Origin of the sequence: Arthrobacter sp. B2a2-09 (genome assembly GCF_027587375.1) — a bacterium.
Lineage (GTDB): Bacteria > Actinomycetota > Actinomycetes > Actinomycetales > Micrococcaceae > Arthrobacter.
Window position 1 is genome coordinate 17,059 of the sequence record NZ_JAMXIC010000024.1, and the last position, 26,696, is coordinate 43,754.

A 26,696-nucleotide genomic window follows, 5' to 3' on the forward strand; every position below is an offset into this window, starting at 1 on the left:
CGAAGTCAAGCACTGCGACCGGGACCACGCCGCCAAGGGGATGTGCCACCTGCACTATAAACGCCACAGGCGCCACGGTGACCCATCCGTTGCGCATCGGCTGGTGCGGCGCGGTTCCTCCCGCGCTGAACGGCTGCAGGAGTTGACCATCCGCCGGTCACCAGACGAATGCTGGGAGTGGAAGGGGACTGTCCATCACACCGGATACGGAACTCTGCAGATTGACGGAGTCCAAAAGGGCGCGCACGTTTGGGCTTACGTCGAGGCTTACGGGCCCGTGCCAGACGGACTGAATGTCCTGCACTCCTGTGACAACCGACTATGCGTCAACCCTGGACACCTGCGCGCCGGTACCCATGACGAAAACATGGCGGACAAGGTCGAGCGTGACCGCGTCGCAAGGAACCGCGGCGAATCCGGCCCTAACAAAATCAGCGAAGTCCAGGCGCTCGAAATTATCGATCGATATGGCAAAGGCGGGACCACGCATCGGCTGCTCGGTCTCGAATACGGCATCAGCCCATCTCAGGTGGGATTCATCGTTACCGGGAAGCGATGGCCTCACCTCCAACGACAGAAAGCAGAGGTTGCCTGATGGCAAATGAGACCTTTATTACCGTCATCGGGAAAGTCCATGAGGTAACCGACCCGAAGTACATGGATGACGGATCTGCGGTCACGAAAGTCACGGTTGTCACCAATCCCCGGAAGTTCAACCGACAGAAGAACGAGTGGGAAAACAAGCCCGGAAAGTTCTGGGACTGCCGAGCATGGAACCAAGGCAAGATGCTGCTCGCCGACAACGTCTCGAACACTTTGAAGAAGGGTGACAACGTCATCCTCTACGGCGAGCTTGAAACGCGCGAATGGGAAGTCGAAGGCGGCCAGAAACGCCGCGCAGACCAGCTGCGCATCGAAACCATTGGCAAGGACCTCCGCTGGCACCAAGCGCCCGCCAAGGACGTCCCGGCCGCGGCTCCGGCCGACCAAGGCTGGGGCGGCGCACCTGCCGACCCCGGCGGATGGGGCAACACCCAACCATCGCAGTCGCAGCCCGGGTGGGGATAACCGCACAACCGTACTACCAAAACGCAAGGCCCCACTGAGGGCCTTTTTTCATGCCCGCGGCGCCCGGACCCCCTGCCGGGCGCCGCGCCACACACCCGAAGGAACACATGAACCACGCCGAAGAAATCCAGACCCGCGAAGGCGTCGCCGTTGTGCTTTACGGCAAGAAGCCGTGCGTCCAGTGCGACGCGACCGAGCGGAAGTTCAAGAAGCACAACATTCACTACACGAAGGTCGATGTCACCAAAGACGAGACAGCCCTCGACTTCATCAAGGCCCTCGGATACTCTGCCGCGCCCGTTGTCTACGTCTCCACCATCGAAGGCGACGTTCACTGGACCGGCTACGACGTCGAGCAGATCGCCGAGCACATCACCGAACGCCAGGACGCCGCATGAAGCCGCTAACGGTCAGCAATGACTACCACCCGGAAGCACTGCGGCGGTTCAACGGTGACACTGCCGAACACGAGATGGAGATCCTGCTCGACCAAGGACTGTACCGACATATCAGGTTCAAGAAGCCTGGCACCGGCATGTACTACTTCGACCTGATCACATGGCCCGGAAACCTCACCATCAAGGCGGATATGGGCTGCTACACCTTCGCCCGAACCGAGGACATGTTCAGCTTTTTCGCGGACGGAACCGCGGGCCGGAATGGCTACATCAACGCCCAATATTGGGCCGAAAAGATTCAATCCGTCGACCGGCAAAGCTCCGTCAAAGAGTTCGATGAAGCGCTGTTCCGCCAGTACGTGATCCAAGATTTCTGGGAGCACCGCGAAAACTGGGAGGCCAGCGAGGCGCGTCAGATCTGGGCGGCCATCCGCGAACAGATCCTTGACCCTTACTACGACCGGCACGACGCCAGAGCCTGCCACGACTTGCTCCAGGACTTCGCGAGCCCAATCAGCGGATTCGACTATGCCGACTCCTACGACTGGGGAGGCTTCGATGACTACAGCTTCCACTATCTCTGGTGCTGTCACGCGATCCTCTCGGGCATCAAGCACTATTACGCGGCGAAGGCTGGTGCGGATGTTTAGCGACAACTGCTGCCCGCGGTGCAAGGGTCCGCACGGCATCTGCCGGACCCGCGGGCAATGCAGCCACCACATCGCCGTCCGCCGACGACAAGACGCCGACGACAGCGGACCACGCTTCTACCGCAACCCAACGCAAGACCAAGCCATCGCCAACGTGATGCGCCAAAACCGAAACCAATTCATGGCCGCTGCGAAGCGGCCTTTTTCGTACCCAGAACCGAGGAGCAAGAAATGAGTGATCTGCAAGCAATCACCGCCCAGGCTAAGGACTGGATCGCGGCACTGACCCGACTTTCCCCTGCGATGGTCGGCAAGAAGCCGTTGGCGATCCTGACTGCGGTGCACATCGACCCCGCAGCGGGCGTTCTGTCCGGCTACGACTTCGAAACATCGGCTGTGACCACGCTTGATGCTTTGGGGGAAGGCGCTCCATTCCTTGTTTCATACCGGTGGCTGCTGGACGCAATCCGAGCCACCTCCGGGAAGACGAAGACCGCACTGACGACGGTCACGCTTGACGGCAAAAAGGTGACAGTCGAGTCCTGCGGATACGAGGTGCACGCCGAGGCATTGCCCGTTGACGACTATCCGGAGATCCCCGATGTTCCCGCCACGATTTCGACCGAAGTCCCTGCATGCGAGTTCCGCGCCGCGCTTCGCCGTGCAGTAGTCGCCGCTTCGGCAGAGGAGATATATCCAGTGCTCGAAGCCGTCCAGATCTCGATGGTCGACGGCGCGCTCGAACTGCAGGCAACCGATCGCTACAGGCTGGCTGAGGACCACGTGGCTGGCGAAGGTTCCGGCTGCACAAAGTTCCTCCTGAAGCGCCGCACGATCAAGTCGCTGGACCGATTCCTCGTCGGCGGCAACGTGCAGATCAGCGTCCACGACAACCGGGTGGCCATCAAAACCGAGGACGTCACCTTCACCACGATCAGCGTTGACGGCGACTTCCCTAAGATCAAGTCCTTGTTCCCCGACGCCGTCAAGGCATCATTCGAAGTCGATCGGGCTGTCCTACTCGAATCCACAAGGGTAGCCAAGGCCATGAACGACCGCTTTGCTCCGTGCTTCGTGCGCCTGTTCGACGGCGGCGCGGAAGTGACGTTCAACGACGGTTTGTTCGGCCCATCCCGGGCTCCCGTAGCCATCGGCGAAGTTGTGGCCGGCGTGAAGGATGAAGTCAGCTTCGGCATGAACCCCAATTTCTTGATCGAGGCACTGGTGCAGATACCTACCGACAAGGTGAGCATCTCGTACACCACCGCGCCGAAGCCGTTCCTGTTTCAGCCTGCCGGCGCCCAGGTCAACGACCCGAAGTCGCCCAAGCACCTGATCATGCCCGTTCGGATGCCTCAATGAGCGCCCGCAAGAAGCCAGCGGCCGTGCCGACGCATACCTTCCGTGGCGTCTGGCCCGTTGTCGAAGGCACTGGTACCGCCACCACGGACGCCGAACTCATCCTGCAGGCCATCGGCGACCTGCCCAGCGTCGCCCACCGTCATAACGCGACCATCGTCGGCCCGCCACGGGCATGCATCGCCGACGGCCGCCGAGTCCCCGGATCCGGCGGCGCACTTCACGTCGTAGTCATCGAAGCGCCTGCCGTGCCAGCTACCGGCCGCGGATACCGACACAGCTCTGGCGGCTGACATTGGACGAGATCTTGGAAGGCCAGACAGACATTTTCGAGCTGCTGGGCCCTCACGAACTCGAAACACAGCTGTCGCCAATCATCGAGAAGACCAAGCAACCCTTGGCAGAGAAGGACCAATCATGAGCACCGCACTCCTTGAACGCCAATACACCCTGGCCGACCTCCAACAGTTCATGCAGCAGGCCAACAACGAGCTGACGGCAACGGACATGTTCTGTGGTGCCGGCGGGTCATCCACCGGTGCGCTCGAGGTCCCGGGTGTGACGATCAAGACGGCCATGAACCATTGGCCCCGGGCGATCGAGACGCACAACGCGAACCACCCCGAGACGGACCACGTCTGCGCTGACATCCAAATCACGGATCCGCGCTACATCACCTCCTCGGATATTCTCTGGGCTTCCCCGGAGTGCACCAACCACTCGGTAGCGAAGGGCAAGAAGCGGATTACCAATCAGGCCGACCTGTTCGGCGATTCCATCGCTGACGAGGCCGCCGATAGGTCCCGCGCCACCATGTGGGACGTGCCGCGGTTTGCCGAGTGGCACAAGTACAAGCTCATCATCACTGAGAACGTCGTAGACGCTGCCAAGTGGGTCATGTTCGATGCCTGGCTGATGGCCATGGACGCACTCGGCTACGAGCACCACATCGTGTACATGAACTCGATGCACGCCCAGCTCGGCGGCCTTCCCGCGCCGCAGTCCCGGGACCGTATGTACGTGATGTTCTGGCTCAAGGGAAACCGTCGGCCTAATTTCGATCTGCTCATGCCGCTGGCCCACTGCGAGGCCTGCGATGAGACCGTGCGCTGCGTGCAGTCTTGGAAGAACCCGAAATACCGCTGGGGCCGCTACAAGGCGCAGTACGTCTACCGCTGCCCCAACACCAAGTGCCACAACTCCATCATCGAACCCGGGTGGCTTTCTGCAGCATCCGCTATCGACTGGAAGCTCAGAGGGCAGCGTATCGGCGACCGAACGAAACCCTTGGTCCCCAAGACAATGTCCAGGATCGCCGCCGGGCTCAAGCGCTACCACGGCAAAGCGGTCAGCATCGATGCCGTCCGCGGCGCCGAGATCATCAGCCCCGTCCACTCCGAACCGTTCCAGACACAGACGACGAGCTACACCCGATCCCTGCTTGTGCCAGTGGAAGGCCGCGAAGGGAAGATGGCGCAGCTGGCCAGCGACCCCATGCGGACGCAGACCACCCGGAACGAAACCGGTCTGCTCATGCCGCCGCTAATCATGCGGAACAACTCGAGCCGCGGCAGCGGGGCTGAGATGTCCAAGCCAGCCACGGAACCGCTCGGAACGATCACTACGGCCGGCCATCAGTCACTCGTCGCGCAGCCCGGGGCCCACATGCTCATGGAGTACTACGGCAACGGCCAGATGCACCCCGTCAGCAAAGCCATTCCGACGATTAGCACCACCGACCGGTTCGCGATGATCACCACCATGCGCGGCACCTCACCCGAGCACCTGGCGGCATCCAACGCACCCACCACCGACCCGTTCGGAACATTCAGTGCCGGCGGCCAGCACCACGCCGTCACTGAATGGACCGTCCCCGAAATCGAGGAGTGCGAATTCAGGATGCTCGAACCGTATGAAATCAGCGCGGGCATGGCGTTCCCCAAGAGCTACATCATGACCGGGAATAAGCGCGAACAAGTGAAGCAAGCCGGTAATGCTGTGACTCCGCCCGCCGCGCGCGACCTGTTCATCGTAGCCGCGCTCTCGCTGGCCGGTGCGGGAACGCTGGTGGCAGCATGAGCGGGCTACGTGGTCGTGTCCACCGCCGCTGTGGCGGCCTTCTCATCCCTGCCGAACATGCCGGCAAAGAGCATCGCCAGAACAATGAGGAGGAACGCCACACTCGCTACGATAGCGAGGCTAACGACAAAGATCTCGACCTTCGTGACGACGATATACAAGCACAAGCCCAGAGAAATGAGATTCGCGACGACGGCGAATTCCCTCCAACGCATGAGCCTGTTGCGCCACGTTTGGCCCGGAATAAGGGCCGGGGAAAGCCGATCCTCCAAGGCAAGGAAAACCAGAAGAGCCGGAATCACCTGGGCGAGCAAACCGGCCGCGTTCACATCAATAGTCATGGCCGGAGCATACACACGTGCACTGACCCACTCCGTTCGGTTACCTATGCGGGCAAGTCATCCTCGTGCTTTTTACGCTCGGCAATGAGCATCGAAACCAACTCGTCTCTCCTTTCAGGATCCGCGCCGGGCCACGACATAGCAACTAGCTGCAACGTGCCTAGGGCGTCTCCAAGAGCGTCAAAAGCGACCGTTCGGCTTCCATCGTCAGCTCGTTCTTCGGTCAAATCGAACAGCCGCACTGCGAGGCCTCCAAGATGATGTGTCCAATACCAAATCTCATCAGCCAACCCTCGGTGTGTCATTTCCATACGCCAACGAAGGACGGCTGAGTCGCCTTGCAAGATCAGGTCCTCGATCGCAGGAATACCCCGCCGGTACCGTTTGACCATTGCATGTCCAGCAGCCACAAGGTCAGAGATGGCAGCGAGCTCCCTCTGTCGAGATGCCTCACGAGCTTGGAACTCTAGCTGAAGTTTCACGTCCTCCCGTTGAGCCTCCAACTGTTTGTCTAGCTCGATTTTTCGCCGGTGATCTGCCAATTGCGTCGCAGTGTAGTTGTGCGCTCGGTCAACCGCGAATAGCCGTCGTTGCGTCTCGAGCGTCTTCCACACTGCAATCCCAGCAACCGCAGCACCCACGAGCGCACCGATCACGCCATTCAAAAGACCCAACCAGGTGCCACATGAAATCCAGAGCACTTCCCTACACACGAAAACATCCACCCCCGGATCTTATATGCGGACAGCCGATCGGTTGCATCCGAGAAAGGACAAATCAATGGCCAGGCAATACGGGCAGATCAAGGTGAGCATCTGGGTTGATGATGACTTCCTTGACCTGTCCCCAATGGCTCAGTGGTTGTTCATCCATTTGAGTACGCACGCCGATTTGAGCCACTGCGGTGTCGTGGACTGGCGGCTGAAGCGCATCGTTCCGAAGGCGAAAGGCCTGACCTTGGACGTGCTGGAATCAGCCGCGCAGGAGCTCATTGATGAGGTCTACATCGTGACCGACGACGACACCGAAGAAGTGCTGGTCCGTTCGTTCATGCGCAGCGACGGGCTACTGAAGCAGCGGAACATGGGCGCCGCAGTCGCGAAGGCTTACGCGTCGGTGGCGTCCCGGAACATCCGCGGCGTCGTCGTCCATGAGCTCCATCGGTTGAAGACTGAGAACCCGGAATGGACAAGCTGGGGAGCCCTAAAGGATGCCATGGCGGGACGGTCCATGAACCCCCGCGAAATGGTATCCGGCGAGGCAGCATAAACCCATCGGTAAAGGGTTCGGGAAACCCTTCCAGAAAGGGTTTCATCGGAGGTTCGAAAAGGGTTTGTGGATGCCTTCATGAAAGGCATCGGTAACACCTGCACCTAACACCTACACCTTCACACCTACACCTAAGAGTGCCAACCAAGTCTGTTTCTTAACTCACCAGAGCCCAGAAAATCGGCGGCAACCAGCGGCGAAAGTCAGGCGACGTTTTGGCTTGAAAGGAATCCCAATTTGATCATCACCAACCAGCAAAAGCGGGCCGTCGCCTACCTGCTCCACGAGATCCGACCAGACTGGCCCGTCGCCTCGCTGGTGTCACTCATCGACAAGCACCGCGACGTCCCAAGCCTGGGCGCCCTGACCATCGCCGCAACCACCAAGGCAATGGAAGCCACGTGCAAGACCCCGGCACCGATCTTCCATCCCGGCCCGCACTGGCCAGAAGCGGTGAGAGCCCAGCTACCCAAACCGCCGCCCTGCGAAGACCACATCGGCCAAGACGGCTACACATGCCGCTCCTGCCATGCCGACATCAAGGCCGGGATTCGGCCGCCGGACAAGCTCGGCAAACACCACACACCAGAAAACGAGGAAGAACCGTGACAGACGTGACCCACACCGCCCACAGCATGACCGAACTCCTACGCCAGCACTACAACCCAGACGGCCGCGCAATGGGGCATCTCTTCATGCCCGAGATCGGAGCCCCAGGCGGGCGCCGGCGAGCCGACCTGCTCGTCGCACCCATATCCATCGCAGGGGCGAAGGAAAACACCCTGATCGGGCACGAGATCAAGGTGACCCGATCGGACGTCATGGCCGAGCTCGCCGACCCCACTAAGGCAGACCCATGGCTTCGGTACTGTACCCGCTGGTATCTCGTCGTCGCCGACCCGGCCTTGATCGAGGGCCTAACCATCCCCGCCCTTTGGGGCGTCATGGCCCCGCCGTCCGGCAGGCGCACCCGCTCAATGACCATCCTGAGGGAAGCGCCGAAGCTCACCCCCGACGGCGACATGTCCCCGGCACTGTCCCGCCTCGCCGCTTACATGGTCGGCAGGCTCGACGGCGTCGTGAAACACGCCGAATACGACCGCGACGCATGGAAGCACCGCGCCGAATTGGCCGAAGCTCGTGAACAGGAGGCCCGCCTATCCGGCGGCGGCGCACATGTCAGCCCGCATGCGAAACGAATCAACAGGATCTTGAACGCCGTCACACAGCAGAAGTACGTGAAAGGCATGCCCTGGATCGACGGCGACGCGATGACCGACGAACTGATCATCGAGACGATCCTCGACCACGCCCGGACCAAGAGCGTCGCAACCGAGATGCGCCGCAATATCGAACGCACAATCAGCGACCTGAAACGGGCAAGCGAACCAATGACCCACGTCATCGAACAGTTGAAAACCGTGGCCGTTGAAGCCGCCAAGAATGAGGCCAAAGCAGCCGCTTGACCCCACCACCCAATCTCAGAACATCACAAAGCCGTCCCAACCGGGGCGGCTTCAGTCATTCAGGAGGACGAATGAAATTCAAACTTGGCGACACTGTCCGCGTCATCGCCACACCCTGCCGCCACTTCGACGCCGCTGGAACCATCACAGCCATCAACGAAGCCCAGCGATACCCGTTCCGCGTCCAAGGAAACCCCGGCGATCGAGCATGGCCGCGCATCACGGGCGGCGCATGGTTCGGACCCAACGAATTGATCCTCGCCGAACCTCCACACGTCCACGAAATGCTCGCCGACCCAGAGGGCCAGCAACTCGTCCAGGACATCCACGACCGCAAGGAGAAAACGCTGTGATCCGCAAAGAAGGCAAAGCCCGCTGGACGTACACCTGCGAGCCCTGCGAAGTCCGACTGACGCACCCCGACCAGTTCCGGGCAATCGAAGCATGCCACCGGCACGAGCGCGGATTCGGGCACGCCCAACGCATCATGAGCATCGCCTACCAAGCGATCATCGATGCGTTCTCCGAGGCTGTGAAGCCTGTGCTCGACGTCGTTGAATCAATCGCATCCGCATTAGCGCCACCACCGAACCGCCCGCACGACCCAACCCTTTTGCGTGACCGGCGAAAGTGGGGCGGACGATGAGCTCGCTGCGCGTCGTCGCCTACGGTCTGCCCGCCTCGCAGGGCAGCAAGAAGGCGTTCAAGCGTGGACGGAAGATCGTCTTGGTCGAGATGGATGAGAAGCTGCCCGCCTGGCGCGCCGCCGTCGAAGGGGCAGCCCGAGCCGCCGCCGGGATGCACTGGGCGACCATCGACGGGCCAGTGTCCGTAAGCGGCGAGATCCGGTTACCCAAACCCCGCACAACTAAGTACCCGGACGTACCCGCCGGCACGCCAGACCTCGACAAGCTCCAAAGAGCTGTAGGCGACGCCCTCACCAAATCCAAAGTCATCAAAGACGACGCCCGAATCGTCCACTGGAACATCCGCAAAGTCTGGGCCGAAAACCTAAGCGGACTCGACATCACCATCACCCAGGAGCAGCCATGAGCAACATCAAGATCGAACACGCCGCCGACGACAAGAAGATCGGCATGACCGTCGGCGACGTCTTCGCATTCGCCCAAAACGCCCTCAACCACGACATCGACCCGCGCACACCCGTCAAAGTCACCACCGGATTCCGCATGCAAATCCAGAAACTCGAAGCCGGAGGCAGCCGGTGAGCAACTTCAAGAATGCCGAGGCGCTCTTCCAGGTCGCCTCAAAAGGTAACGAAATGCGCAGTGAGCACCAAGCGAACATGGCGGCACTCGCCCAAGTGCAAGCCACACTGGCTCTCGCGTCCGAGCATCGAACCGCCAACCTCATCGCTGCCGCTCCCCACGCGGCGACCATCGGAGATGCCAAAAAGATCTGGGATCAGATCGCGGAAAGGCTGGGACTCGATTGAGCCTTTACGACAAGATCACCGCCGAGCCGGCGTCGCCGCGCAAGCTGCGCCACTTCGCGTACCGGACCTACCCCGACGCCGGCGAGCAACAGATCAGCGCCCACGAAATCTACTTCTACGAAGCCGGACGCATCGGCTTCTGGAACTACACCACCGACTCCGACGACGGAGAACGGATCCTCATCCTCGCCACCAAGGCCTTCCAAGTCCGCCAGGTGACCCAACCCGAAGAAAGGCGAGATCAGGCTTGAGCAACGAATGCACCACGGAAGACTGCGCGAACTGGACAAGCACCTACCTCTGCACGCAATGCGTCCGGGACCTGAAAGCCTGGCTCGACAAAGTGCCCGTCCTCATCGCCGCCCTAAGCGTCACCATCGCGAAACTCGACAACGTGAGGCCCGCCGGTGGCGGATGGAACAGCGGAAGCAAGCCCGGCAGCGCGGCGCCAATCAACCTCGACGCGCTGCAACTCCAAGAGAACCTTCGGACAGTCAACAAGACTCTGGCATCAGAACATGCAAAGGACCCTCGCGCATCCGGCATCGCATGGATGATCCGAGACTGGGTCACCAAAGCCGAACTGCTCGTCAGTGGACCCGAGGAACCGCCCGTCAACCATGCTGCCAACCGCGAGCGCATCAAAGGCATCGCACCACCAATGCCAACCCGCAAACTCGTGCCCTGGCTACGAGAAAACGCCCACATCAGCCTCACTGGCAAGGACATTCGAAATTGGGTAGCCCGGGGCAAGTTCAAAGCGGTAGAAACCAAGCCTTCACCCACCTACAACCCCCATGAGGTCCTGGACGCTTGGTACGCGACACGCCGAGAGGCACTCGTGGACGCTAGTGATTGATGGTGAGTTGTGGTGAGTGTCGGTAGCTGTTGGTAATCGTTCGTGATGTGCGTTAAAGTGACTCACTGAGGGGTAAGTGACGTACCCAAAACCAAGCCGGATCGCCAAGCGACCGGCTTTTTTCATGCCCCTAGATAGGTACCAAACCCCCAAGGAGGCCCTATCTCCCGCGCAGGGACACGCGCACGCCGCTCGCCGCGAGGCGCCGGCCACACACTTCCCCGGGGAACCGGGAAGCAAGAGCAACGGCTGGTGACCGTTGCAACGCTGGACCCGGGCGAGGCGCGCCAAGCCCGGGCCTGGCACAAGAACCAACAACTGAATAGCCCGCAGAACATGAGCTGCGGGAGGGCTGGACAAATGAGGGCGACCTGAAATCGTCGGCGGTGCAAAGCCGCCCCAGCCCACGGGAACCACAATGGTTCCCCGAATCGAGGCACAGCCGAGAGGCAGCGTCCGGCCCGCGCAAACCCCCATGAGCGCGGGCCACAAGGGAATGTAGCTCAGGTGGTTAGAGCGCTGGGTGTGCGCACACAGAACAAGACAGAGGTCGCTGGTTCGAATCCAGCCATTCCCCCTTTCCGGTAGCGGCGGTCAAAGTCACGCCCCGCCTCACGAACGGCCAGCGAACCAAGGTAGGAGCCGGGTGTCTGCTCTCTCCACCCGCTAAGGCCCCCACCTGCCGCCGCACCGGAAACACCATCCCCAAGAACATGTGATGCCGAGCCCAGGAGATGGCAACGCGGAATTGGTACGGGGCTAAGACCTTGGAACGTCGGCAAGCAAAGCATCATTCGTCCCGCGACCCGCAAGCCAAGGCACCTCATACCGGCCACCGTCTCAGGCAAACCGGAAGCACAACCAGAGACAAGCTTTAGGAGGTAGTCATCGCTACCTCACGCACAGGCACAGCCACATGGAAGCGCGTCTCACGCCAAGCCAAGAAGCTGGCCAAAGCCAATGGCCAGACGCGATGCCCTCACTGCGGTGTCACGCTCGACTACGACGTCGGGCTCACGCCATGCAGTGCCGAGGCAGACCACATCATCCCGCATGCCAAAGGCGGACGAGACGAGCTATCAAACGTCATCGTCATATGCAGGCGCTGCAATCAGTCCAAAGGCAACCGCCAAGCACCCAAAATGGCGACCGTAATGGCCGTCAAACCGCTCAAAACCAGTCGTCGATGGTGACCTGTGGATAACCCCAGATACGAAAACCCGTATCCCAGAACCCCATATCGGGGTATGGGGGAAGGCCCCTCCCCAGGGGCCTCCCGTTCGCACCCCAGGCATAGCGAAAATATCCCCCCGAGTCCGGCCGTCGGGCCGCTGGCATGGTTCGGAGAGCCTCTGGGAGCCCTTTCGACCGCCGCGCCGCTTGCTTGTAGGGCTTTTTGACCTCCGTCGAATGTGTCCTCGTGGGCGGCGTGGCTCCAAATCTCGAATGCCTCTACTTCCCTTTATTTACAAGGAAAAAGTGTGACATTCTGATAGAATTAGGGCATGTCAGATAGGGCTTGTGAGTGCTGCGGAGCGTCGCTGCGGCTGTACCGTTCACAGGCTCGGACGTGTTCGGCCAGGTGCCGGAAGCGGTTGTCTCGCCTGCATGATTTTCCGAAGGCGATGACGGAGCGTGCTCGCTGGGTTCGGCGGACTTCGAATAAGCGGCCGGTGACAATTTCTGGGAAGCCTGCGAGTTCGACGGATCCTGCTACTTGGTCGACCTTCGCTGAGGCAAAAGCATCGTCGGCCGGCGTCGGTCTTGGCTTTGTACTGGGCGATGGGATCGGCTGTATCGACCTTGACCATTGTTTCGACGGCGGGGCACTTGCTGACTGGGCCGTCGAGTACATCCGGACCGTCTCTGAGCATGTGATCTTTTCCGAGGTTTCTCAGTCTGGCGATGGCGTTCACCTCTTCATCGAGGCTCCGGAAGGGCCGGGCCGGAAGATCCGTGACGGCCGGAGCGTCGAACGCTACACAGCCGGCCGCTACATCGCAGTGACGGGAAACGCCATCAAGCTCTAGGAGGCCGCCGTGGATGTTCCTGCTGGCCTTGGCGAACGCGGCTTGTCTATCTGGGCGGCGATGGCCACTGAAGATGTGCCGCGGAATGCGCTTGTGCTTGAGGCTGCCCGACTGGCCGACCGCTTGGACGAGCTCGACAACATCATCCAGGGCAAGGGCGTCCTGAACCTCATGGTGTTCCGCCTGGACATGGAGTCGGGTGAGGACGGCGAGTATAACGTCGAGGTGAAGTTCCAGAACGTATTTTCTGAGGCCCGCCAGCAGGCGATCGCATTTTCCACGATCCTTTCAAAGCTTGCCCCGGCCGATGCTGCCGCGAAGCCTGCAAATGTGCCGATACCGACTAATGTCACCCCGCTTGATCGGATCAAGGCTCGGGGGTTGAAGAAGGCCTGACTGGTGGTGGTGTCGGTTGAAGGGTTCGCAGGACGCCCGCTTCTACATCGCGCCGACTCCTCGCGGGTATTCGTGCGACCATGCTGAGGCCGCGATCGACCTCGCCGCAGGTTACGGTCTGATCCTTGATGAGTGGCAGGCGCAGGTTGTGCGAGCGTGGTTGCGGACGACGACTACGGGCCGCTGGTGTGCTGGGACGTGGGGCGTTTCAGTGCCGCGGCAGAACGGCAAGAACGGCAGCCTGGAAGCTGTCGAACTGTACCTGCTAGTGCAGTTGGGCCTCAAGATCCTGCATACCTCGCACCTGCTCACCTCGGCGCGGAAGGCGTTCAAACGCCTGCTTCATTTCTTTGGTCAGAAGGTCAACGACCCGAACGCCCGTTTCCCTGAGCTAAATGCCATGGTCATTGAGATCCGCAAGACCAATGGCCAGGAAGCCATCGTGCTGGACAACGGCGGCATTATCGAGCTCGGCGCCCGAACGGGCGGCGCCGGCCGCGGCAGCTCCTTCGACGTCCTTGTTGTTGACGAGGCTCAAGAGTACGAAGAGGACGAGCAGGAAGCTCTGAAGCCGACGATTTCTGCAGCCCCCTCAGGTGACCCGGTAACTATTTTCATGGGCACCCCGCCCAAGGACCTTTCCGAGCGCGGCGAACCGTTTGTTCGTGTCCGGAACAACGCGGTCACGGGCAAGAATAAGCGCGCAGCGTGGGTGGAGCACTCCGCCAAGGGTGACGTCGACAAGATGACCGAAGCTGAGCTTGCCGAGTTCGTCCGGGACCTACGGAATGCCGCTGACGCTAACCCTGCGCTTGGTATCCGAATTTCCTTGGAGACGATCCAGGACGAGCTCAACGAGTTCTCCCCGCGGTCCTACGCGCGCGAGCGACTGAATATGTGGCCGACGCCGACCGAGGTCGGAAAGGCAGCTTTCAAATACTGGCTGGACCGGAAGATCAAGGATCCGGATGGCGAGTGGCCCATGGCTGCGATCGGCGTGGACATGAACCCGGAGCAAACCAAGGTGTCGATCGGCGTCGCCGTGTTTTCCGACGTCGGTGTGCACCTTGAATTGGCCGTTGATGCACCGTTCGACGTCGAGGGAACCTCCGCGCTGGTGGCTTGGATTTGGGAGCGGACGAAGCGCCGCGTTCCAGTTGTCATCGATGCTTACTCGCCAGCTCGGGACATCCTTGAGGTGCCGCTCAAGAAGCGCAACGTGAGCGTTTACATTCTCAACGCCAACGAGTACACGCAGGCCTGTGCAATGATCCGCCGCGGCGTCGACGTGGAAAAGTCCGTGACCCATTTCGGGCAGCAACACCTCGACGAATCCGTCAAGCACACCGTCCAGGATCCAATCAAGGGCAGACCCGGATCCTTCAAGTGGAACAAGGACAGCTTGGAAGCTGACCTGGCCCCGACCGTGGCCGTTACCTGTGCCCACTACGGTTCCCAGAAATTCGCCCGTCGCCGTACTGAGCGTTCCGAAAGGACGCCTCGCGGCGCAATTGTCGCTTAGGTGGTGATGGCTTGGCCGTCAAGGTTTTGAATCGCGAGCTCACCGCCGAAGAGGCCTCAGCTTTCAGTCGGATGTTGAAGACTGTTCGGCGGAAGGCGCTGCGAAATCGGCTCCGTGATGACTACGTCGAGTCGAAGAAGAGGCTCGAGAAGATCGGGTTTTCGATCCCGGAAAACATGAAGGATTTCCAGTCGGTCATTGGCTGGGCTCATAAGGCTGTGAAGGTTCCGGCGTCCCGGATCCGTCCGGACGGGTTCATTCTTCCGAATGGGTCGAGCATGCTCGGTGAGCTTCATGAAACGGTAGAGGGTCACGTGGCCCTACTGGAGCGCATGGCCATCGAGGCGTCGCTTCAAAATTCGGCGTCCTTTGTGTTCACGACACCCGGCGATTCAGATCTTGGCGAACCCGACGTCGTCGTGACCGCCAGGACAGCGCTTGAGGCGACGGCCGAGATCGACCCTCGGACGTGGCGTGTTACAGCGGCGCTTGAGGTTGTTTCCCAGTCGATGGTCTTGTTGTACAAGCCCGGGATGACTCTGCAGGTCGAACGGGCTGATGGCAGCTGGCACGTTACCCGCGAGTCGACCGGCATCGGGGACAAGGTCCCATGTGTGCCGTATGTCTGGGGGCGTTCGCTCAAGCGTCCATTTGGTCATTCCAGAGTCACTCGACCGCTGATGGGCTACATCGATTCTGGTGTCAGAACGATGCTGCGGCAGGAAGTGACCGCTGAGTTCTATTCGGCTCCCCAGCGCGCGCTGCTTGGCGCTGACGAGACGCACTTCACTGATCCGCAGGGCAACCGCATTTCTCCGTTAAAGGCCCTCATGGGCGGCATCTGGGCACTCCCCGATGTCTGGGACGAGGACGAGGGCAAGCTTGTTCGCCCGAGCATCACTCAGCTGGCGCAAGCGTCGATGCAACCGCATTCGGAGATGCTTCGGACCATCGGGTTGATGGTGTCCAGTGAGACGACGATTCCTGTTGGATACCTTGGCATCATTCACGACAATCCTTCATCGGCTGACGCGATTCTCGCCTCTGAATCTGACCTGGTTGCGATGGTTGAGGATGAGCTGGCGAGTATCAACCTGTCGCGCGTTGCTCTCGCTCGGAACATCCTTGCGGTAAAGCATGGCGAGTGGACGCCGGCGATGGAAATGGATCTGCGCGGGCTGAAATCCCGGTTCCTTGACCCGGGCACTCCTACTCTGGCTGCGAAAGCTGATGCTGGGCTCAAGTTCTCGACGGCGTTCCCGGACGGCGACCCTGAGGTTGCGATGGAGATTTACGGGCTGGACAGGTCCCAGATTGACCGGATGAACGCCTACCGCGCCAAGCAGTCCGCCGGAACACGGTTGGATTCCCTGTTGGCAGCCGCGAAGTCTTCGTCGGCGCCGGTGTTCAGCGACGGCTCAACTCCGGCAGGGGGGGTAGATGAGAACCTCAAGAACGCTCAGGTTCTCAAGGCTCAGGCGGACGCGCTGGGTGTTCTTCGTCGCGCTGGTGTTGAGGCTGCGGACGCCGCCGAGCGCGCGGGCCTTCCAGGTGTCAAGTTCATGCCGGGCAGCCCTATTACGATCCGCGAAGGAGCGTAATCGTGGTTGATGCCGCGGAGATTGACCGATACCGGATTGCGACGTCGGAACTCTCGAAGCGGGTGACGGCCGAGTTGGCCGCCTATTTCGCTGCACTCGACCTGTCCCGTCCTGAAGCCGTCCGAGACGCCCTTCTGGAGTTCTTGCCACATCTGATTGCTGAGTATGGGCAAGTGGCCGAGGTATTGGCCATGGACTGGTACGACGAGTTGCGAGGGGCGTCTGGCGCGGTCGGTCGTTTCACGTCGACTGCCGCGCCGGCATCCGTAACAGCTGAACGCGTGCAGCAGAAGATCAGGTTCCTCGCCGAACAGTTGTGGACTCCTGATCCGGCTTCAATCCTCGGTTCACTCAAGCTGGCAACGGACAAGTACGTGAAGCAGCACGGACGGGACACGCTCTCTTGGAACGCGGATCGGGAGGGCGCCTTTTGGGCGAGAGTTCCGTCTGGCGAGAAGACCTGTTCTTGGTGCTTGATCCTGGCTTCCCGCGACGCGGTCTATCTCTCAAAGAAGTCGGCGTCTACGCGGGCTGACGGGTCGGCGTATCACGGCAAATGCGATTGCCAGCCGGTGCCTTTGAGGCCCGGTGACGACTACCCGCCTGGTTATCTTCCGGATAACTACTACGACATGTACCAGATCGCCCGCGACGCGGCCGGATCTGGAGACATGAAGGAAATCGCAGCTGCATTGCGCCGCGAGTTCCCGGACTTCGTCAACGACGGCGTCCACACCCACTAAGTTCCCTTCCGTGCGATGCGGGCAGGGTCGTTCGCCGTGCGATGCGGCACTCACTAAAGGAGCTTTCCCAATGGAGACTCGGGTTCACCACAACATCGATCTTTACGCGCCGGGCGGCCTGACTGCCCTGTTCGAATTCCACCGTAAAACCTTCGGGGACGCGGTAATGGAGGACGGAGCAGGCACCACGCCGCAAGGAAACGACGGCGGCGACGGCGGCCAGCAGAATGGCGACCAAGGTAACCAACCGGACCCCGACGGTAAGCCGCTCGGCGAAGGCGGCATCAAGGCGTTGAACACCGAGCGCGAGGCTCGGAAAGCTGCCGAGAAGCGCGCGTCCGATGCCGAAGCTGCCCTCAAGAAGATCGATGACGCGAAGCTCTCCGACATCGAGAAGGCCAACAAGGAACGGGACGAGAAGGCCGCCGAGGTCGCGACACTCAGGGCAACCAACGCACGTCTCGCCGCATTGGCCAAGCATCCCGTCCCGGAGGAATACCAGGATCTCGTAACCGGGTCCGACGAGGCCACATTCCTTGCGTCCGCGAAGAAGATCTCAGATCTCTACGCCAAGGCTGAGGGGAAAGCTCCGAAGCCTGACCCAGTCCCGGGTTCTGGCACCGGCGACCGGAAAGGCGTCTCGGGCCGTGACGCTGGGCTGGAGCAGGCACGCAAGCGCGGATTCATCAAAGACTAATTCACTCAAGCTAGGAGCTTACGATGACCGACATTTCGGTTAGCAAGTCCACTTACGCGGTCGAGAACCTTTCTTGGCTGCTCGACGAGGGCGGTTACGAGGCTGAGAGCATCACGCTCGACATTTCCACGTTCACCCCTGGCACGCACTACCCCAACGGGTTCATCCCGTCCGGCACCGTGGTTGGCAAGATCACCGCCACGAACCTTTACGGACCGTATGACGACGCCGCTGTTGACGGGCGCGCAGTGGCCCGCGGGTTCACGGCCCGCTACACCAAGGTTCCCAATCCCGCGAACACGGCCGTGGATGCCGGTTCGGCGCTGCGTTTTGCTGGCGTTGTGAAGGAATCCAAACTGCCCATCACTATCGACGCCGCCGGCAAGGTTGACCTTGCCTCGTGGATCCGATTCGTCTAAGGAGTCCCAACCATGGCTATTCTTTTCGATGGTCCGGTAACCCCGGACGCCCTCACCGCCTTCGTGCGCGAGGTTCCCACCCCGGCGAATTACGTTCTTGACCAGATCTTGCCGAACAAGACGCTCGGCAAGAACACGGTGGACCTGACGGAACTGACGCGCACCAACCGCGCCGCAAAGTTCCGTTCGTTCGACGGCCGGATTCACCGTTCGCAGCGCGACTCGCTGACCACGTCGCAGGTCAAACTGCCGCCGCTGTCTTCGATGAACGGCGTTGGTGAACAGGAAACGCTCGACCTTGAGGCGGCCCGTCATAATGGCGGCTCCAATTCGGCTCTGATCGACCAGATCTACGACGACGCAACGAACCTCACGGGCGAAGTGCACACCCGCATGGAGCTCGCGCGTGGCGACGTCCTGGGCGACGGTAAGTTCACCCTTGCTGGTGAGAACGGCCTGACGCTGGAGGCCGACTTCGGCGTTCCGGCGGAACACATCGTTTCCACGGCAACCGCGTGGTCCAACACCGCCACGGCTACCGTCATCATGGACATGACCGCATGGGTGGACGTTTACGTCGCGACGAACGGCCGCCGCCCTGCTGGCGTGGCGATCTCCAACAAGGTGCTCGGCTACATGCTGCGCAACGCGGAGGTCCGTCAGCTTGCCGCGACACTGGCCGGTGCGCCCGGCATCGTCACCCGCGCCGCGCTCGAGTCGGTGCTGGACGCATTCGGCCTCCCGCCGATCAAGTTCGTCTACGACACCAAGGTCGACGTGGACGGCACTACAACCCGCGTCCTGCCCGAGGACAAGATCCTGTTTATCCCCGACTCGGGCGAGCTTGGCTTCACAGCATGGGGCGTCTCCGCAACTGCCCTCAAGCTGGTCAACTCCAACGCTGTCGACTTCACCTTCGAACAGGCCCCCGGCATCGTCGGCGTCGTCGATCAGAAGGACAGCCCGCCTTACCGCGAGGACACCTTCGTTGATGCAGTCGGCATGCCCGTTCTGCAAAACCCGAAGCTGCTGCTCGTGGCGGACGTCTACTAGCCCAAACGTTCGGCGAGGGCGGTGCGAATTCGTTCGTGCCGCCCTCTCCAAAGTGGAGAGGATTCTCATGACAAAGTTTTCTGCCCGAGTCGCGGTACACACCGACGATGGGCCAACATGGTTCAACCCCGGCGACGACGTCCCTGAGTGGGCCGAAGACCTCGTGGGTGACCACTGCATCTTCGAGGATGCAGAACCTGCCGAAGCTCCGGCATGCACCGGGCCATCGACCGCACCCGAAGGCGCCTCCGGCGACGATGAAGCCGGCGAAGATGAACCTGGCGACGAAGATTCCGAAAACGCGGAAGCTGACACCGACCGTGATGGCGACGACGTCGCACCCCCCATCTCGAACGCTGACACTCCTGACTTCACCGCACCGGCTCCGCGCCGCGGCCGTCCCCGGAAGTCCTAACTGTGGCTGCCGACTACGCGACTCTGGCAGATCTTCAGGAGCACTGGTCGGCGCTGCCCGCGGAGGGCGAGACTGACGCCGCACAAAAGCTCCATGAAGCGTCGATCGAGGTCCGGGGGCTTTACCCGGACCTCGACGCGCGCATCGCCGGTGGGAGCATCGACTCCGAAGTGCCGCGCCTTGTGGTGTGCCGGATGGTCAAGCGGGCCATGGAGCCGAAGGACGAGAACGCTCCGCCGGCCGGGATGGAGTCGTTCCAGTTCGGAGCTGGCCCGTTCTCTATGGGCGGCAAGATGGCGAATCCCGACGGCAGTCTCTACCTGACGGCCGCCGACAAGCGGCTCCTTGCCAAGTCCAGGCGGCGCCAAGCTTGGACCATTCCCACGGGAGGCTGAGATGGGCATCGTTTCGATGTTCCCGAAGTCGTGGCGCACTGATGTCGTGGTGCTTCGCGGCGGTGGGCGTGACTCGAAAGGCAACCCGCTGCCTCCGCAGGAGATCCCGGTGACCGACTGCATTATAGGTGCGCGCGCGACGGCCGAGCCTTTGGATCAGTCCGACGTCGTTGACTCAAAAGCAGTCTTGTATCGAGATCCTGGCTTCACGTTCTTGCCTGCCGACCGTGTCCGCGTCCCTGAGGGCACGCGCATGGCCGGCACATGGTCCGTTGAGGGCCGCCCGGGCGAATGGCCCTACGGTTCCGAAGTTTGGCTGGTGATGAGCTGATGGCGATCCGCAAGGTTCCCGGATCGAAGTCGTACATGGCTGACGATTCCGGGTTGAAGGATTTCGGCACGTCGAAAGCTGTAGGCGATGCGACGTTGGCGGCTGCCAAGCGCTTGGCCGGTAACGCTCAAGCCGTCGGGCGAGGCGAGTACGAGGCCGCGCCTTCGACGGTCACCGTCGGCTGGGCGAACGATCGGCGCGCCGGGGCCGTGGTGCGCGAGTCCCGGGCCGACTGGCGGGATACACGCGACGCGATCTTGCTGCGCGTCGCTGAGGCAATGAAGGCGAGGGGCAAATGAGTGATGCTCTGGTCTTCCCGGATACCAAATCGGCGCTGTTCGATCTGATCGACGGAACTACTCACGTCGGCGTCATTGTCCACGCCTTCACGTGGCTACCGGCTGACGACTACGGAATTTTGAAGGGTCCGTTTCCCATCGCGCACCTCTACGGGAGCGGTGGCAATCGAGGCTTCGTCGATCGCGTTGACCGGCGAACAATCGAGGTCTACGCGCCGGGCCAGCAAGCCTTGGAAGTTCTGGAGTCCATCACGGCGGCTATCTGCGGAGAGAACATCGATACGCCGTCGGGGTTCTTGGACAGCATCGAGTCCGACGCCGTTCCAGACGACGTCCCGTACCAGTCGGACACCCTGAACAAAGCCGTCGCGACTTTCTTGGTCACTTCCCGGCCCATCTGACCCCACGAGGGGAACCAACAAATTCCGAGCCCTTGAAAGGGGTTATTTGCCATGCCAACTTTTGCCACAATTCAGCAGGAAGCTGACGAACGAAATCTGATCCGCAAGATCCAGAAGGCCGTAGCATTCCTGGCACCCACGTCCGTTGAACTGCCCGCGAGCCTGTTTGTCGTCGGCGGCGCCCTGGTCGACCTCAAAGCCCTCGGCTACCTGCCAATTGGCATGGTTACCCCGGATGGGTTCGAGTTCGGTCGCGATATCAGCAAGTCTGATGTGTCCGCGCTTGGCTACGCCGGTCCTGTCCGCTCCGACATTGACACCGTGGCGCGTTCGGTGAAGATGACCGCACTTGAAACCGGGCGCAAGCACATGCTCGAGCTGACCTACGGAACCGACCTTTCGGCAGTGACCCAGTCGGCGACAACCGGCGAGATCGTCTTCGACGAGCCGGACTTGCCCGTTGGCCAGGAGTACCGCCTTCTGATCCTGGGCAACGACGGTCCTGCCGCTGACAACTGGATCCTTGGCCGCGGCTACGGTTCCGTGAAGCTCGCCTCGACGGATTCCCAGAAGTGGGGCACGGGCGACCCTGTGCAGCAGGCATATACCTTCGACGTGTTCACCGATGCCGAGATCGGCGTCCCGGTGAAGCACTACATCGGTGGCACCGGAGCCCTGAAGCACAAGACGGCCCTCGGCTTCACCGCCGGGACCTAACCCCCTCAAGCACGGTGCGCGTCGCTCTCCGGGTGTGGCGTCGCGCACCGTTTCCACCTCACACCCGAAGTTCTCAGGAGTCGATCATGGCCCGATTCATTTCCAAGGACGGCAAGCACGCCGTCGAGACCGCCGTAGCTACCGAGGCCGCTGAGCTTCGCCGCGATGGCTACACCGAAGAAAAGGCCGAGGCTCCCAAAGCCGACGCCGCCAAGCCCGCAAAGTAAATCCACCCCTCACACCCGGAGGTAACACCATGGCTAACGACAAGCCGAACATCAACCTGACCATCGCCGAGCTCGAAGCTGAGGTTGCCAAGCCCGAGCCGTTCGTGCTCGCGCTCAAGGGTGGGAAGCGGGTCACGTTCCCCGACCTCTACGACATGCCCGCTGCTGAAGCTGAAGACTTCTTCGCAAAGTTCGAGGGCACGGGCCGAACCGACTTCGCGCTTCTCGAAGAGTGGCTTTCGAAGCCCGACTACGAAGCCTACGTTGCGGCCCGCCTACCATTGCGCGTTCACGCCGCCCTCATTGAGCGTGTCATGAACTACTACCAGCAGACGGTTGGGAAGCCGGGGGAAGGCGCCGCCTCCGCGAGCTGATTGGCCGCTACCGTCCCCAGATCCGCGCCGACCTTCTACGGGAGTACGGCGTGGATCTGGCGGAGTGGTTCGCCGCTAAACGGTGGGTTGCGTTGCTCGAGCTGATCGACAACCTGCCCACCGCCTGCAGGCTCAACGAGGCGATCGCTAACGATCCCGAAATGGCCGCCGTCTTGGCTGAGCAAAGACTGTCACGCCTTGACGATGATGCCGATCCTTGGTCACCCAAGATCTCAGAGTTTGACCTGAACATCACAGTGCTGCGCGAGATCCTGCATGCCGTCAAAGGCTTGCGGCAGGTGAGTATCGCCGCGGCCGGCGGGAAGCCGGGCGAAGAGACGCCGTTCCCGGCCCCGTACACCGAGATTGACCGCGCCGTCGCGGCTGCGGAACGCAACTGGGCCGAGATGTTCGTCCAGCAGTTCGGATTCTCTCCGGAGGACATCTGACAACTTCATAGGAGGCCACATGCCCACGATCGGTGTCGCCGACATCCTTGTGGTTCCGGTATTCAAGGACCTCCAGAAGAAGGTTGGCAAGGAGCTCGACGCCGCCGCCAGCAGTGCTGGTGACAGTGCCGGTAAGAGCCTCGCGAGCAAACTGACTGGCGCTGTTGGCGGGTTTATGTCCGGCACCATGAAGGCTGCTGGGATCGCTGGCGGGCTGACCGTCGGCGCGGCCTTTGGTACGGCACTCGCGAAGGGCTTTGGGCGACTCCAGGCAATCGAGGAGGCCAAAGCCAAGCTGAGCGGCCTGGGCCACTCAGCGGAGACCGTGCAGGGCATCATGAACGACGCCATGGCTGCCGTGAAGGGCACAGCCTTTGGCCTCGGTGATGCCGCTACGGTCGCAGCTGGTGCCGTCGCTGCTGGGGTGAAGCCAGGCAAGGATCTCGAGAGAACTCTCAAGCTGACTGGCGACGCGGCGACCATCGCAGGTGTCGGAATGGGCGAAATGGGAGCCATCTTCAACAAGGTGAGCGCGTCCAACAAGATCCAGGGCGACGTGATTGCCCAGCTGAATGACGCTGGTATACCGATTATTCAGCTGCTTGGCAAGGAACTCGGCAAATCCGCCGAGGAAACCGTCAACCTAGCTTCCCAAGGCAAGATCAACTTTGAGACCTTCCAGAACGCAATGGAAAAGGGTCTCGGTGGGGCTGCGCTCAAGTCAGGCGAAACCCTACGGGGCGCGTTCAAGAACACCATCGCCTCAGTTGGCCGTATCGGCGCCTCACTGCTGTCCGGCGTGTACCCGAAAATCCAGCAGTTCTTCGCTGGGGCAATCAACTGGCTCAAGCCTCTCGAAGAGGGCGCTAAGGTCGCCGGCGCCGCCATCGGAGTGTTCCTGGACAAGGTGCTAACCGGAGCGAAGGGCATCTATGACCTGCTCAGTGGAAAGGGTTCGGAAGCTTTTGAAAAAGCATTCAAGGTTCCGGAAAATTCACCGATAGTTGATTTCCTGTTCCGGCTTCGGGGCGGGCTCATTGGTCTCTATGACCTTTTGGTGAAGGGCGACTTTTCCGTCTTACTGCGTTCCTCGTTCGGGTGGGAGGAAGATTCCAAGATTGTCGCCTTCCTGCTGACCTTGCGGGAAGAGGTCAAAAAGATCCCTGGTGCGCTTGGCAAGGTCATAGGCGCGGCTAAAGACGTGGCTAAGTGGCTTTGGGACATGCGCGAGCCCATCGGGATCATCGTCGGCTTGATCGTTGTCTCCCTGATCCCGCACTGGGTTGCGCTGGGCGTGGAAGCAATGAAGTCCGCTATTCAGCAGAAAATCGCATGGGGTATCACGAAGGCCGAGGCCATCAAGGCGGCCTTCGCTCACTCGTGGGCCGTTACAACCATGATCGCCGGCTGGGTTCTCATGGGGACGCAGGCGACCATCCAAGCGGTGAAGATCGCCGCCGCGTGGCTCATTTCATTGGGCTGGGTCGGCCTGATCATAGCGATCGTTGCGGCCTTGGTTGCTGGCTTCATATGGGCTTACAACAACCTCGATTGGTTCCGGGCCGGCGTCGATGCCGCCATGAAGTGGATCTCGGATGCCGTTTCGACGGCATTCCAGTGGGTGCATGGCGCCATTGCTGCGGTGGTCGATTGGTTTACTGGCACAGCGGTCCCGGCATGGCAGTCCGCTATCCAAGCCGTCGGCGACTTTTTCACGTACTTGTGGACGGACTGGATCAAGCCAGCCTTCGACGGAATCGCCGCGATCATCTCGTGGGTTTACGAGTCGGTCATCAAACCGATTTTCGACGGAATTTCGTTCGCTGTCGGAATTGTCGGCGCGATTTTCAGTTGGCTGTACACGACGATCCTGAAGCCGGTTTTTGACAGCGCTGCGGTGGTCCTGGGTGGCTTCTATCTGCTATTCCGGGGCATTTTCCAAGTGATCGTCTCGATCATTCAGAACATCCTCGCGCCGCTGTTCATGTGGTGGTGGAACAACGTCATGGTCCCGGTTTTCCAAGGGATCGGTTCGACCATCGCGGACTGGTGGAATTCGGCTGTCTCGATCTTCAACGGCGCCATCGGTTTCGTCCGCGACGTCCTTGCCGCAGTGTTCACATGGTTTCACGACGCGATCATCAAACCGGTGTTCGATGCCATCGGTGCTGCCATTTCGTGGGTTTCTGACAACGTGATCAAGCCGGTTGTGGACGCTTGGAACCTGTGGTTCGGAACGATCCTCCCAGCGGCTTTCACGTGGCTCTACAACAACGTCATCAAGCCCGTTTTTGACGCAATCGGTCAGGCGATCAACTGGGTCTGGCTGAACGTCATCAAGCCGACGATCGACACGTGGGTGTACTTCTTCCAGAACATCCTCGGGCCAGCCGTGAACTGGCTTTACCAGAACGTCGTAAAGCCAGCCTTCGACGGCATCGGTTCGGCCATCAAGTGGGTTTGGGAAAACGTCATCAAGCCCGTCTTCGATACCCTCTCGGACTTCATCACGAAGACCATTCCGAAGGCCTTCGAGGACGGCGTCGGGTTCATCAAGAAATTCTGGGATGGACTACAGGAAATCGCTAAGGCCCCGGTCCGCTTCGTCGTAGACACGGTCATCAACGATGGACTGATCGGCGCGTTCAACACCATTGCTGGGATCCTGCCCGGTGTGGACAAGCTGCCGCGTGTTGCGCTCCCCAAGGGCTTCATGAACGGAGGGTACACGGGCGACGGCGCCGAGGACGAGCCTGCGGGCATCGTTCACGGCGGCGAGTTCGTGTTCACCAAGGAGCAGACCCGCCGCGCTGGCGTGCGGAACCTGTACGCCTTGGCTGACTCCCTGGCCGGCTACATGAACGGCGGATTCGTGAATCCGTTGAAGCAGATGGTCGAGACTCAGGGCTATAACCGGGTCCATAAGGGCGTCGACTATGCCGCGTCGGTGGGCACTCCGGTGTTTGCTACGGAGAACGGCCGGGTCAGCTGGTCCGGTCCTGGCATTGCGGCACCGGGTGTTTGGGGCGGCAATGAGATCCACGTCGACGGCGGCTCCGGCATCCAGACGTGGTTCGCTCACCTGTCCTCCATGGCTGTGAAGGTCGGCGAGATGGTCCGTGCCGGGCAGCAGATTGCGCTGTCTGGCAACACGGGCATCACGTCTGGGCCTCACCTCCACTTCGGCACCTTCAACGGCGGCTGGCCCAACGACATCGACCCGCACGGCTACCTGGGCGGGGCGGGGATTCCATCGGGTGGCGGCTTCAACCCGTTCGGCGGGATCATCGACGGGCTGCTCTCGCAGTTCAAGTCGGCGTTTCCGGCGGCGGGCATCATGGCTGACATTGCCATCGGCATCGGCAAGAAGCTGTTCAGCACTGTCGCGGACGTCATCACCGGCGGCGGCAAGGGCTCCGCAATCGGTGATCCCGCACTGTATGACCTTGGGGGCATCCTGCCTCCGGGTGTCTCGCAGGTCGTCAACCGGACGGGTCAGCCTGAGGCGATCCTGAACCCGCAGCAGTGGGCGGATATTCATCGGCTCGCGACTCTCCGGAGCGAAAGTGCCGGCGGCCGCGGGGACGTGATTTTCAAGGGCAACGTCGGATGGGATCCGGATGAGGTTGCCAACCGTATCGAGACGAAGCGGCGGGATACTTTCGCTGCCTTCGGGATCTAG

At 61.1% G+C, this 26,696-nt stretch carries 38 protein-coding genes and 1 tRNA gene; 37 read left to right on the forward strand and 2 right to left on the reverse strand.

Going from position 1 to position 26,696, the window contains the following annotated elements; genetic code table 11:
• Window positions 1–40: 40 nt before the first annotated feature.
• The 7 genes from NFJ07_RS20375 (at window position 41) to NFJ07_RS20405 (ending at window position 5,554) form a co-directional block, all read left to right on the forward strand.
• Entirely contained in the window at window positions 41–595 is a 555-nt protein-coding gene (locus NFJ07_RS20375) for an HNH endonuclease signature motif containing protein (protein ID WP_269997418.1), read from the forward strand.
• Entirely contained in the window at window positions 595–1,068 is a 474-nt protein-coding gene (locus tag NFJ07_RS20380; RefSeq protein ID WP_269997301.1) for a single-stranded DNA-binding protein, read from the forward strand. Before NFJ07_RS20375 ends, NFJ07_RS20380 begins: the two co-directional genes overlap by 1 nt.
• A gap of 107 nt (window positions 1,069–1,175) precedes the next feature.
• Window positions 1,176–1,466 carry a glutaredoxin domain-containing protein gene (locus NFJ07_RS20385; RefSeq protein ID WP_269997303.1) on the forward strand — a complete coding sequence of 97 codons (291 nt, stop codon included), beginning with the start codon at window positions 1,176–1,178 and terminating at the stop codon, window positions 1,464–1,466.
• Window positions 1,463–2,116, forward strand: a complete 654-nt coding sequence (locus NFJ07_RS20390) for a hypothetical protein (RefSeq protein WP_269997305.1) — start codon at window positions 1,463–1,465, stop codon at window positions 2,114–2,116. Before NFJ07_RS20385 ends, NFJ07_RS20390 begins: the two co-directional genes overlap by 4 nt.
• A 231-nt stretch (window positions 2,117–2,347) precedes the next feature.
• Window positions 2,348–3,478, forward strand: coding sequence for a DNA polymerase III subunit beta (locus NFJ07_RS20395; protein ID WP_269997307.1), 1,131 nt, complete (start codon window positions 2,348–2,350; stop codon window positions 3,476–3,478).
• Window positions 3,475–3,768 carry a hypothetical protein gene (locus tag NFJ07_RS20400; protein WP_269997309.1) on the forward strand — a complete coding sequence of 98 codons (294 nt, stop codon included), beginning with the start codon at window positions 3,475–3,477 and terminating at the stop codon, window positions 3,766–3,768. Before NFJ07_RS20395 ends, NFJ07_RS20400 begins: the two co-directional genes overlap by 4 nt.
• 124 nt (window positions 3,769–3,892) lie before the next feature.
• Entirely contained in the window at window positions 3,893–5,554 is a 1,662-nt protein-coding gene (locus NFJ07_RS20405; RefSeq protein WP_269997310.1) for a DNA cytosine methyltransferase, read from the forward strand.
• A 5-nt stretch (window positions 5,555–5,559) separates the two neighbouring features.
• Here NFJ07_RS20405 and NFJ07_RS20410 read toward each other — a convergent pair whose 3' ends face one another.
• Together NFJ07_RS20410 and NFJ07_RS20415 are read right to left on the reverse strand one after the other, a co-directional pair.
• Entirely contained in the window at window positions 5,560–5,895 is a 336-nt protein-coding gene (locus NFJ07_RS20410) for a hypothetical protein (protein WP_269997311.1), read from the reverse strand.
• Window positions 5,896–5,939: 44 nt separating this feature from the next.
• Window positions 5,940–6,620, reverse strand: a complete 681-nt coding sequence (locus tag NFJ07_RS20415; RefSeq protein WP_269997313.1) for a hypothetical protein — start codon at window positions 6,618–6,620, stop codon at window positions 5,940–5,942.
• Between the two features lie 55 nt (window positions 6,621–6,675).
• On the opposite strand from NFJ07_RS20415, the gene NFJ07_RS20420 reads away from it, so the two are divergent.
• The 30 genes from NFJ07_RS20420 to NFJ07_RS20560 all read left to right on the forward strand — a co-directional run bounded on the left by NFJ07_RS20420 (window position 6,676) and on the right by NFJ07_RS20560 (window position 26,696).
• Window positions 6,676–7,164, forward strand: coding sequence for a hypothetical protein (locus tag NFJ07_RS20420; protein WP_269997314.1), 489 nt, complete (start codon window positions 6,676–6,678; stop codon window positions 7,162–7,164).
• A 237-nt stretch (window positions 7,165–7,401) separates the two neighbouring features.
• Window positions 7,402–7,773: a hypothetical protein gene (locus NFJ07_RS20425; protein ID WP_269997315.1), complete on the forward strand. Its 372-nt coding sequence runs from the start codon at window positions 7,402–7,404 to the stop codon at window positions 7,771–7,773.
• Window positions 7,770–8,630 (forward strand): hypothetical protein, encoded by an 861-nt coding sequence (locus tag NFJ07_RS20430; protein ID WP_269997316.1) that lies wholly within the window; start codon window positions 7,770–7,772, stop codon window positions 8,628–8,630. Before NFJ07_RS20425 ends, NFJ07_RS20430 begins: the two co-directional genes overlap by 4 nt.
• 71 nt (window positions 8,631–8,701) lie before the next feature.
• Complete coding sequence (locus tag NFJ07_RS20435) at window positions 8,702–8,983, forward strand: hypothetical protein (protein WP_269997318.1); 282 nt, start codon at window positions 8,702–8,704, stop codon at window positions 8,981–8,983.
• Entirely contained in the window at window positions 8,980–9,276 is a 297-nt protein-coding gene (locus NFJ07_RS20440) for a hypothetical protein (RefSeq protein ID WP_269997319.1), read from the forward strand. Before NFJ07_RS20435 ends, NFJ07_RS20440 begins: the two co-directional genes overlap by 4 nt.
• Window positions 9,273–9,683 (forward strand): RusA family crossover junction endodeoxyribonuclease, encoded by a 411-nt coding sequence (locus NFJ07_RS20445; RefSeq protein ID WP_269997320.1) that lies wholly within the window; start codon window positions 9,273–9,275, stop codon window positions 9,681–9,683. The genes NFJ07_RS20440 and NFJ07_RS20445 overlap by 4 nt, the downstream gene beginning before the upstream one ends.
• On the forward strand, window positions 9,680–9,859 hold the full coding sequence (locus NFJ07_RS20450) for a hypothetical protein (protein ID WP_269997322.1): 180 nt from the start codon (window positions 9,680–9,682) through the stop codon (window positions 9,857–9,859). The genes NFJ07_RS20445 and NFJ07_RS20450 overlap by 4 nt, the downstream gene beginning before the upstream one ends.
• Window positions 9,856–10,086, forward strand: coding sequence for a hypothetical protein (locus tag NFJ07_RS20455; RefSeq protein ID WP_269997323.1), 231 nt, complete (start codon window positions 9,856–9,858; stop codon window positions 10,084–10,086). Before NFJ07_RS20450 ends, NFJ07_RS20455 begins: the two co-directional genes overlap by 4 nt.
• A complete protein-coding gene (locus NFJ07_RS20460; RefSeq protein WP_269997324.1) occupies window positions 10,083–10,337 on the forward strand; it encodes a hypothetical protein in 255 nt (84 codons plus the stop codon). Before NFJ07_RS20455 ends, NFJ07_RS20460 begins: the two co-directional genes overlap by 4 nt.
• Window positions 10,334–10,945: a hypothetical protein gene (locus NFJ07_RS20465; protein ID WP_269997326.1), complete on the forward strand. Its 612-nt coding sequence runs from the start codon at window positions 10,334–10,336 to the stop codon at window positions 10,943–10,945. Before NFJ07_RS20460 ends, NFJ07_RS20465 begins: the two co-directional genes overlap by 4 nt.
• A 492-nt stretch (window positions 10,946–11,437) precedes the next feature.
• Window positions 11,438–11,522: transfer RNA gene (locus NFJ07_RS20470), tRNA-OTHER, on the forward strand.
• Window positions 11,523–11,892: 370 nt separating this feature from the next.
• On the forward strand, window positions 11,893–12,138 hold the full coding sequence (locus NFJ07_RS26085; RefSeq protein ID WP_442865380.1) for an HNH endonuclease: 246 nt from the start codon (window positions 11,893–11,895) through the stop codon (window positions 12,136–12,138).
• Between the two features lie 432 nt (window positions 12,139–12,570).
• Window positions 12,571–12,975, forward strand: a complete 405-nt coding sequence (locus NFJ07_RS20475; RefSeq protein ID WP_269997327.1) for a bifunctional DNA primase/polymerase — start codon at window positions 12,571–12,573, stop codon at window positions 12,973–12,975.
• Window positions 12,976–12,984: 9 nt separating this feature from the next.
• The gene (locus tag NFJ07_RS20480; protein WP_269997328.1) at window positions 12,985–13,371 is read left to right on the forward strand and encodes a hypothetical protein; all 387 of its coding nucleotides are present in this window, start codon (window positions 12,985–12,987) and stop codon (window positions 13,369–13,371) included.
• Window positions 13,372–13,387: 16 nt separating this feature from the next.
• Window positions 13,388–14,893 (forward strand): hypothetical protein, encoded by a 1,506-nt coding sequence (locus NFJ07_RS20485; RefSeq protein ID WP_269997330.1) that lies wholly within the window; start codon window positions 13,388–13,390, stop codon window positions 14,891–14,893.
• 11 nt (window positions 14,894–14,904) lie between these two features.
• Window positions 14,905–16,494, forward strand: coding sequence for a hypothetical protein (locus NFJ07_RS20490; RefSeq protein ID WP_269997331.1), 1,590 nt, complete (start codon window positions 14,905–14,907; stop codon window positions 16,492–16,494).
• 2 nt (window positions 16,495–16,496) lie between these two features.
• Complete coding sequence (locus NFJ07_RS20495; protein WP_269997333.1) at window positions 16,497–17,237, forward strand: VG15 protein; 741 nt, start codon at window positions 16,497–16,499, stop codon at window positions 17,235–17,237.
• A gap of 70 nt (window positions 17,238–17,307) precedes the next feature.
• The gene (locus NFJ07_RS20500; protein ID WP_269997334.1) at window positions 17,308–17,934 is read left to right on the forward strand and encodes a hypothetical protein; all 627 of its coding nucleotides are present in this window, start codon (window positions 17,308–17,310) and stop codon (window positions 17,932–17,934) included.
• Window positions 17,935–17,957: 23 nt separating this feature from the next.
• Window positions 17,958–18,353 (forward strand): head decoration protein, encoded by a 396-nt coding sequence (locus tag NFJ07_RS20505; protein ID WP_269997335.1) that lies wholly within the window; start codon window positions 17,958–17,960, stop codon window positions 18,351–18,353.
• A gap of 12 nt (window positions 18,354–18,365) precedes the next feature.
• Window positions 18,366–19,406: a major capsid protein gene (locus NFJ07_RS20510; protein WP_269997337.1), complete on the forward strand. Its 1,041-nt coding sequence runs from the start codon at window positions 18,366–18,368 to the stop codon at window positions 19,404–19,406.
• Window positions 19,407–19,473: 67 nt separating this feature from the next.
• On the forward strand, window positions 19,474–19,821 hold the full coding sequence (locus tag NFJ07_RS20515; RefSeq protein WP_269997339.1) for a hypothetical protein: 348 nt from the start codon (window positions 19,474–19,476) through the stop codon (window positions 19,819–19,821).
• A gap of 2 nt (window positions 19,822–19,823) precedes the next feature.
• Window positions 19,824–20,216, forward strand: a complete 393-nt coding sequence (locus tag NFJ07_RS20520) for a hypothetical protein (RefSeq protein WP_269997341.1) — start codon at window positions 19,824–19,826, stop codon at window positions 20,214–20,216.
• Window position 20,217: 1 nt separating this feature from the next.
• Complete coding sequence (locus tag NFJ07_RS20525) at window positions 20,218–20,547, forward strand: hypothetical protein (protein ID WP_269997342.1); 330 nt, start codon at window positions 20,218–20,220, stop codon at window positions 20,545–20,547.
• Window positions 20,547–20,846, forward strand: coding sequence for a hypothetical protein (locus NFJ07_RS20530; RefSeq protein WP_269997343.1), 300 nt, complete (start codon window positions 20,547–20,549; stop codon window positions 20,844–20,846). Before NFJ07_RS20525 ends, NFJ07_RS20530 begins: the two co-directional genes overlap by 1 nt.
• Window positions 20,843–21,247 (forward strand): hypothetical protein, encoded by a 405-nt coding sequence (locus NFJ07_RS20535; protein WP_269997344.1) that lies wholly within the window; start codon window positions 20,843–20,845, stop codon window positions 21,245–21,247. The genes NFJ07_RS20530 and NFJ07_RS20535 overlap by 4 nt, the downstream gene beginning before the upstream one ends.
• Window positions 21,248–21,298: 51 nt before the next feature.
• Window positions 21,299–21,964 (forward strand): hypothetical protein, encoded by a 666-nt coding sequence (locus NFJ07_RS20540; protein ID WP_269997346.1) that lies wholly within the window; start codon window positions 21,299–21,301, stop codon window positions 21,962–21,964.
• A gap of 86 nt (window positions 21,965–22,050) precedes the next feature.
• Entirely contained in the window at window positions 22,051–22,191 is a 141-nt protein-coding gene (locus NFJ07_RS20545; RefSeq protein WP_269997348.1) for a hypothetical protein, read from the forward strand.
• A 29-nt stretch (window positions 22,192–22,220) separates the two neighbouring features.
• Window positions 22,221–22,565: a hypothetical protein gene (locus NFJ07_RS20550; protein ID WP_269997349.1), complete on the forward strand. Its 345-nt coding sequence runs from the start codon at window positions 22,221–22,223 to the stop codon at window positions 22,563–22,565.
• Window positions 22,566–22,615: 50 nt separating this feature from the next.
• Complete coding sequence (locus NFJ07_RS20555) at window positions 22,616–23,014, forward strand: hypothetical protein (protein ID WP_269997351.1); 399 nt, start codon at window positions 22,616–22,618, stop codon at window positions 23,012–23,014.
• 19 nt (window positions 23,015–23,033) lie between these two features.
• Window positions 23,034–26,696, forward strand: a complete 3,663-nt coding sequence (locus NFJ07_RS20560; RefSeq protein WP_269997353.1) for a peptidoglycan DD-metalloendopeptidase family protein — start codon at window positions 23,034–23,036, stop codon at window positions 26,694–26,696.

Excerpts from the sequence above, each read along its gene's own strand:
- NFJ07_RS20420 (WP_269997314.1), top strand. The coding sequence starts at position 6,676 with ATGGCCAGGCAATACGGGCAGATCAAGGTGAGCATCTGGGTTGATGAT.
- NFJ07_RS20500 (WP_269997334.1), top strand. The coding sequence starts at position 17,308 with ATGGAGACTCGGGTTCACCACAACATCGATCTTTACGCGCCGGGCGGC.
- NFJ07_RS20510 (WP_269997337.1), top strand. The coding sequence starts at position 18,366 with ATGGCTATTCTTTTCGATGGTCCGGTAACCCCGGACGCCCTCACCGCC.
- NFJ07_RS20560 (WP_269997353.1), top strand. The coding sequence starts at position 23,034 with ATGCCCACGATCGGTGTCGCCGACATCCTTGTGGTTCCGGTATTCAAG.
- NFJ07_RS20550 (WP_269997349.1), top strand. The coding sequence starts at position 22,221 with ATGGCTAACGACAAGCCGAACATCAACCTGACCATCGCCGAGCTCGAA.
- NFJ07_RS20375 (WP_269997418.1), top strand. The coding sequence starts at position 41 with ATGTGCCACCTGCACTATAAACGCCACAGGCGCCACGGTGACCCATCC.
- NFJ07_RS20445 (WP_269997320.1), top strand. The coding sequence starts at position 9,273 with ATGAGCTCGCTGCGCGTCGTCGCCTACGGTCTGCCCGCCTCGCAGGGC.
- NFJ07_RS20545 (WP_269997348.1), top strand. The coding sequence starts at position 22,051 with ATGGCCCGATTCATTTCCAAGGACGGCAAGCACGCCGTCGAGACCGCC.
- NFJ07_RS20515 (WP_269997339.1), top strand. The coding sequence starts at position 19,474 with ATGACAAAGTTTTCTGCCCGAGTCGCGGTACACACCGACGATGGGCCA.
- NFJ07_RS20390 (WP_269997305.1), top strand. The coding sequence starts at position 1,463 with ATGAAGCCGCTAACGGTCAGCAATGACTACCACCCGGAAGCACTGCGG.
- NFJ07_RS20450 (WP_269997322.1), top strand. The coding sequence starts at position 9,680 with ATGAGCAACATCAAGATCGAACACGCCGCCGACGACAAGAAGATCGGC.
- NFJ07_RS20530 (WP_269997343.1), top strand. The coding sequence starts at position 20,547 with ATGGCGATCCGCAAGGTTCCCGGATCGAAGTCGTACATGGCTGACGAT.
- NFJ07_RS20395 (WP_269997307.1), top strand. The coding sequence starts at position 2,348 with ATGAGTGATCTGCAAGCAATCACCGCCCAGGCTAAGGACTGGATCGCG.
- NFJ07_RS20380 (WP_269997301.1), top strand. The coding sequence starts at position 595 with ATGGCAAATGAGACCTTTATTACCGTCATCGGGAAAGTCCATGAGGTA.
- NFJ07_RS20525 (WP_269997342.1), top strand. The coding sequence starts at position 20,218 with ATGGGCATCGTTTCGATGTTCCCGAAGTCGTGGCGCACTGATGTCGTG.
- NFJ07_RS20400 (WP_269997309.1), top strand. The coding sequence starts at position 3,475 with ATGAGCGCCCGCAAGAAGCCAGCGGCCGTGCCGACGCATACCTTCCGT.
- NFJ07_RS20385 (WP_269997303.1), top strand. The coding sequence starts at position 1,176 with ATGAACCACGCCGAAGAAATCCAGACCCGCGAAGGCGTCGCCGTTGTG.
- NFJ07_RS20475 (WP_269997327.1), top strand. The coding sequence starts at position 12,571 with ATGACGGAGCGTGCTCGCTGGGTTCGGCGGACTTCGAATAAGCGGCCG.
- NFJ07_RS20410 (WP_269997311.1), bottom strand. The coding sequence starts at position 5,895 with ATGACTATTGATGTGAACGCGGCCGGTTTGCTCGCCCAGGTGATTCCG.
- NFJ07_RS20435 (WP_269997318.1), top strand. The coding sequence starts at position 8,702 with ATGAAATTCAAACTTGGCGACACTGTCCGCGTCATCGCCACACCCTGC.
- NFJ07_RS20505 (WP_269997335.1), top strand. The coding sequence starts at position 17,958 with ATGACCGACATTTCGGTTAGCAAGTCCACTTACGCGGTCGAGAACCTT.
- NFJ07_RS20535 (WP_269997344.1), top strand. The coding sequence starts at position 20,843 with ATGAGTGATGCTCTGGTCTTCCCGGATACCAAATCGGCGCTGTTCGAT.
- NFJ07_RS20540 (WP_269997346.1), top strand. The coding sequence starts at position 21,299 with ATGCCAACTTTTGCCACAATTCAGCAGGAAGCTGACGAACGAAATCTG.
- NFJ07_RS20405 (WP_269997310.1), top strand. The coding sequence starts at position 3,893 with ATGAGCACCGCACTCCTTGAACGCCAATACACCCTGGCCGACCTCCAA.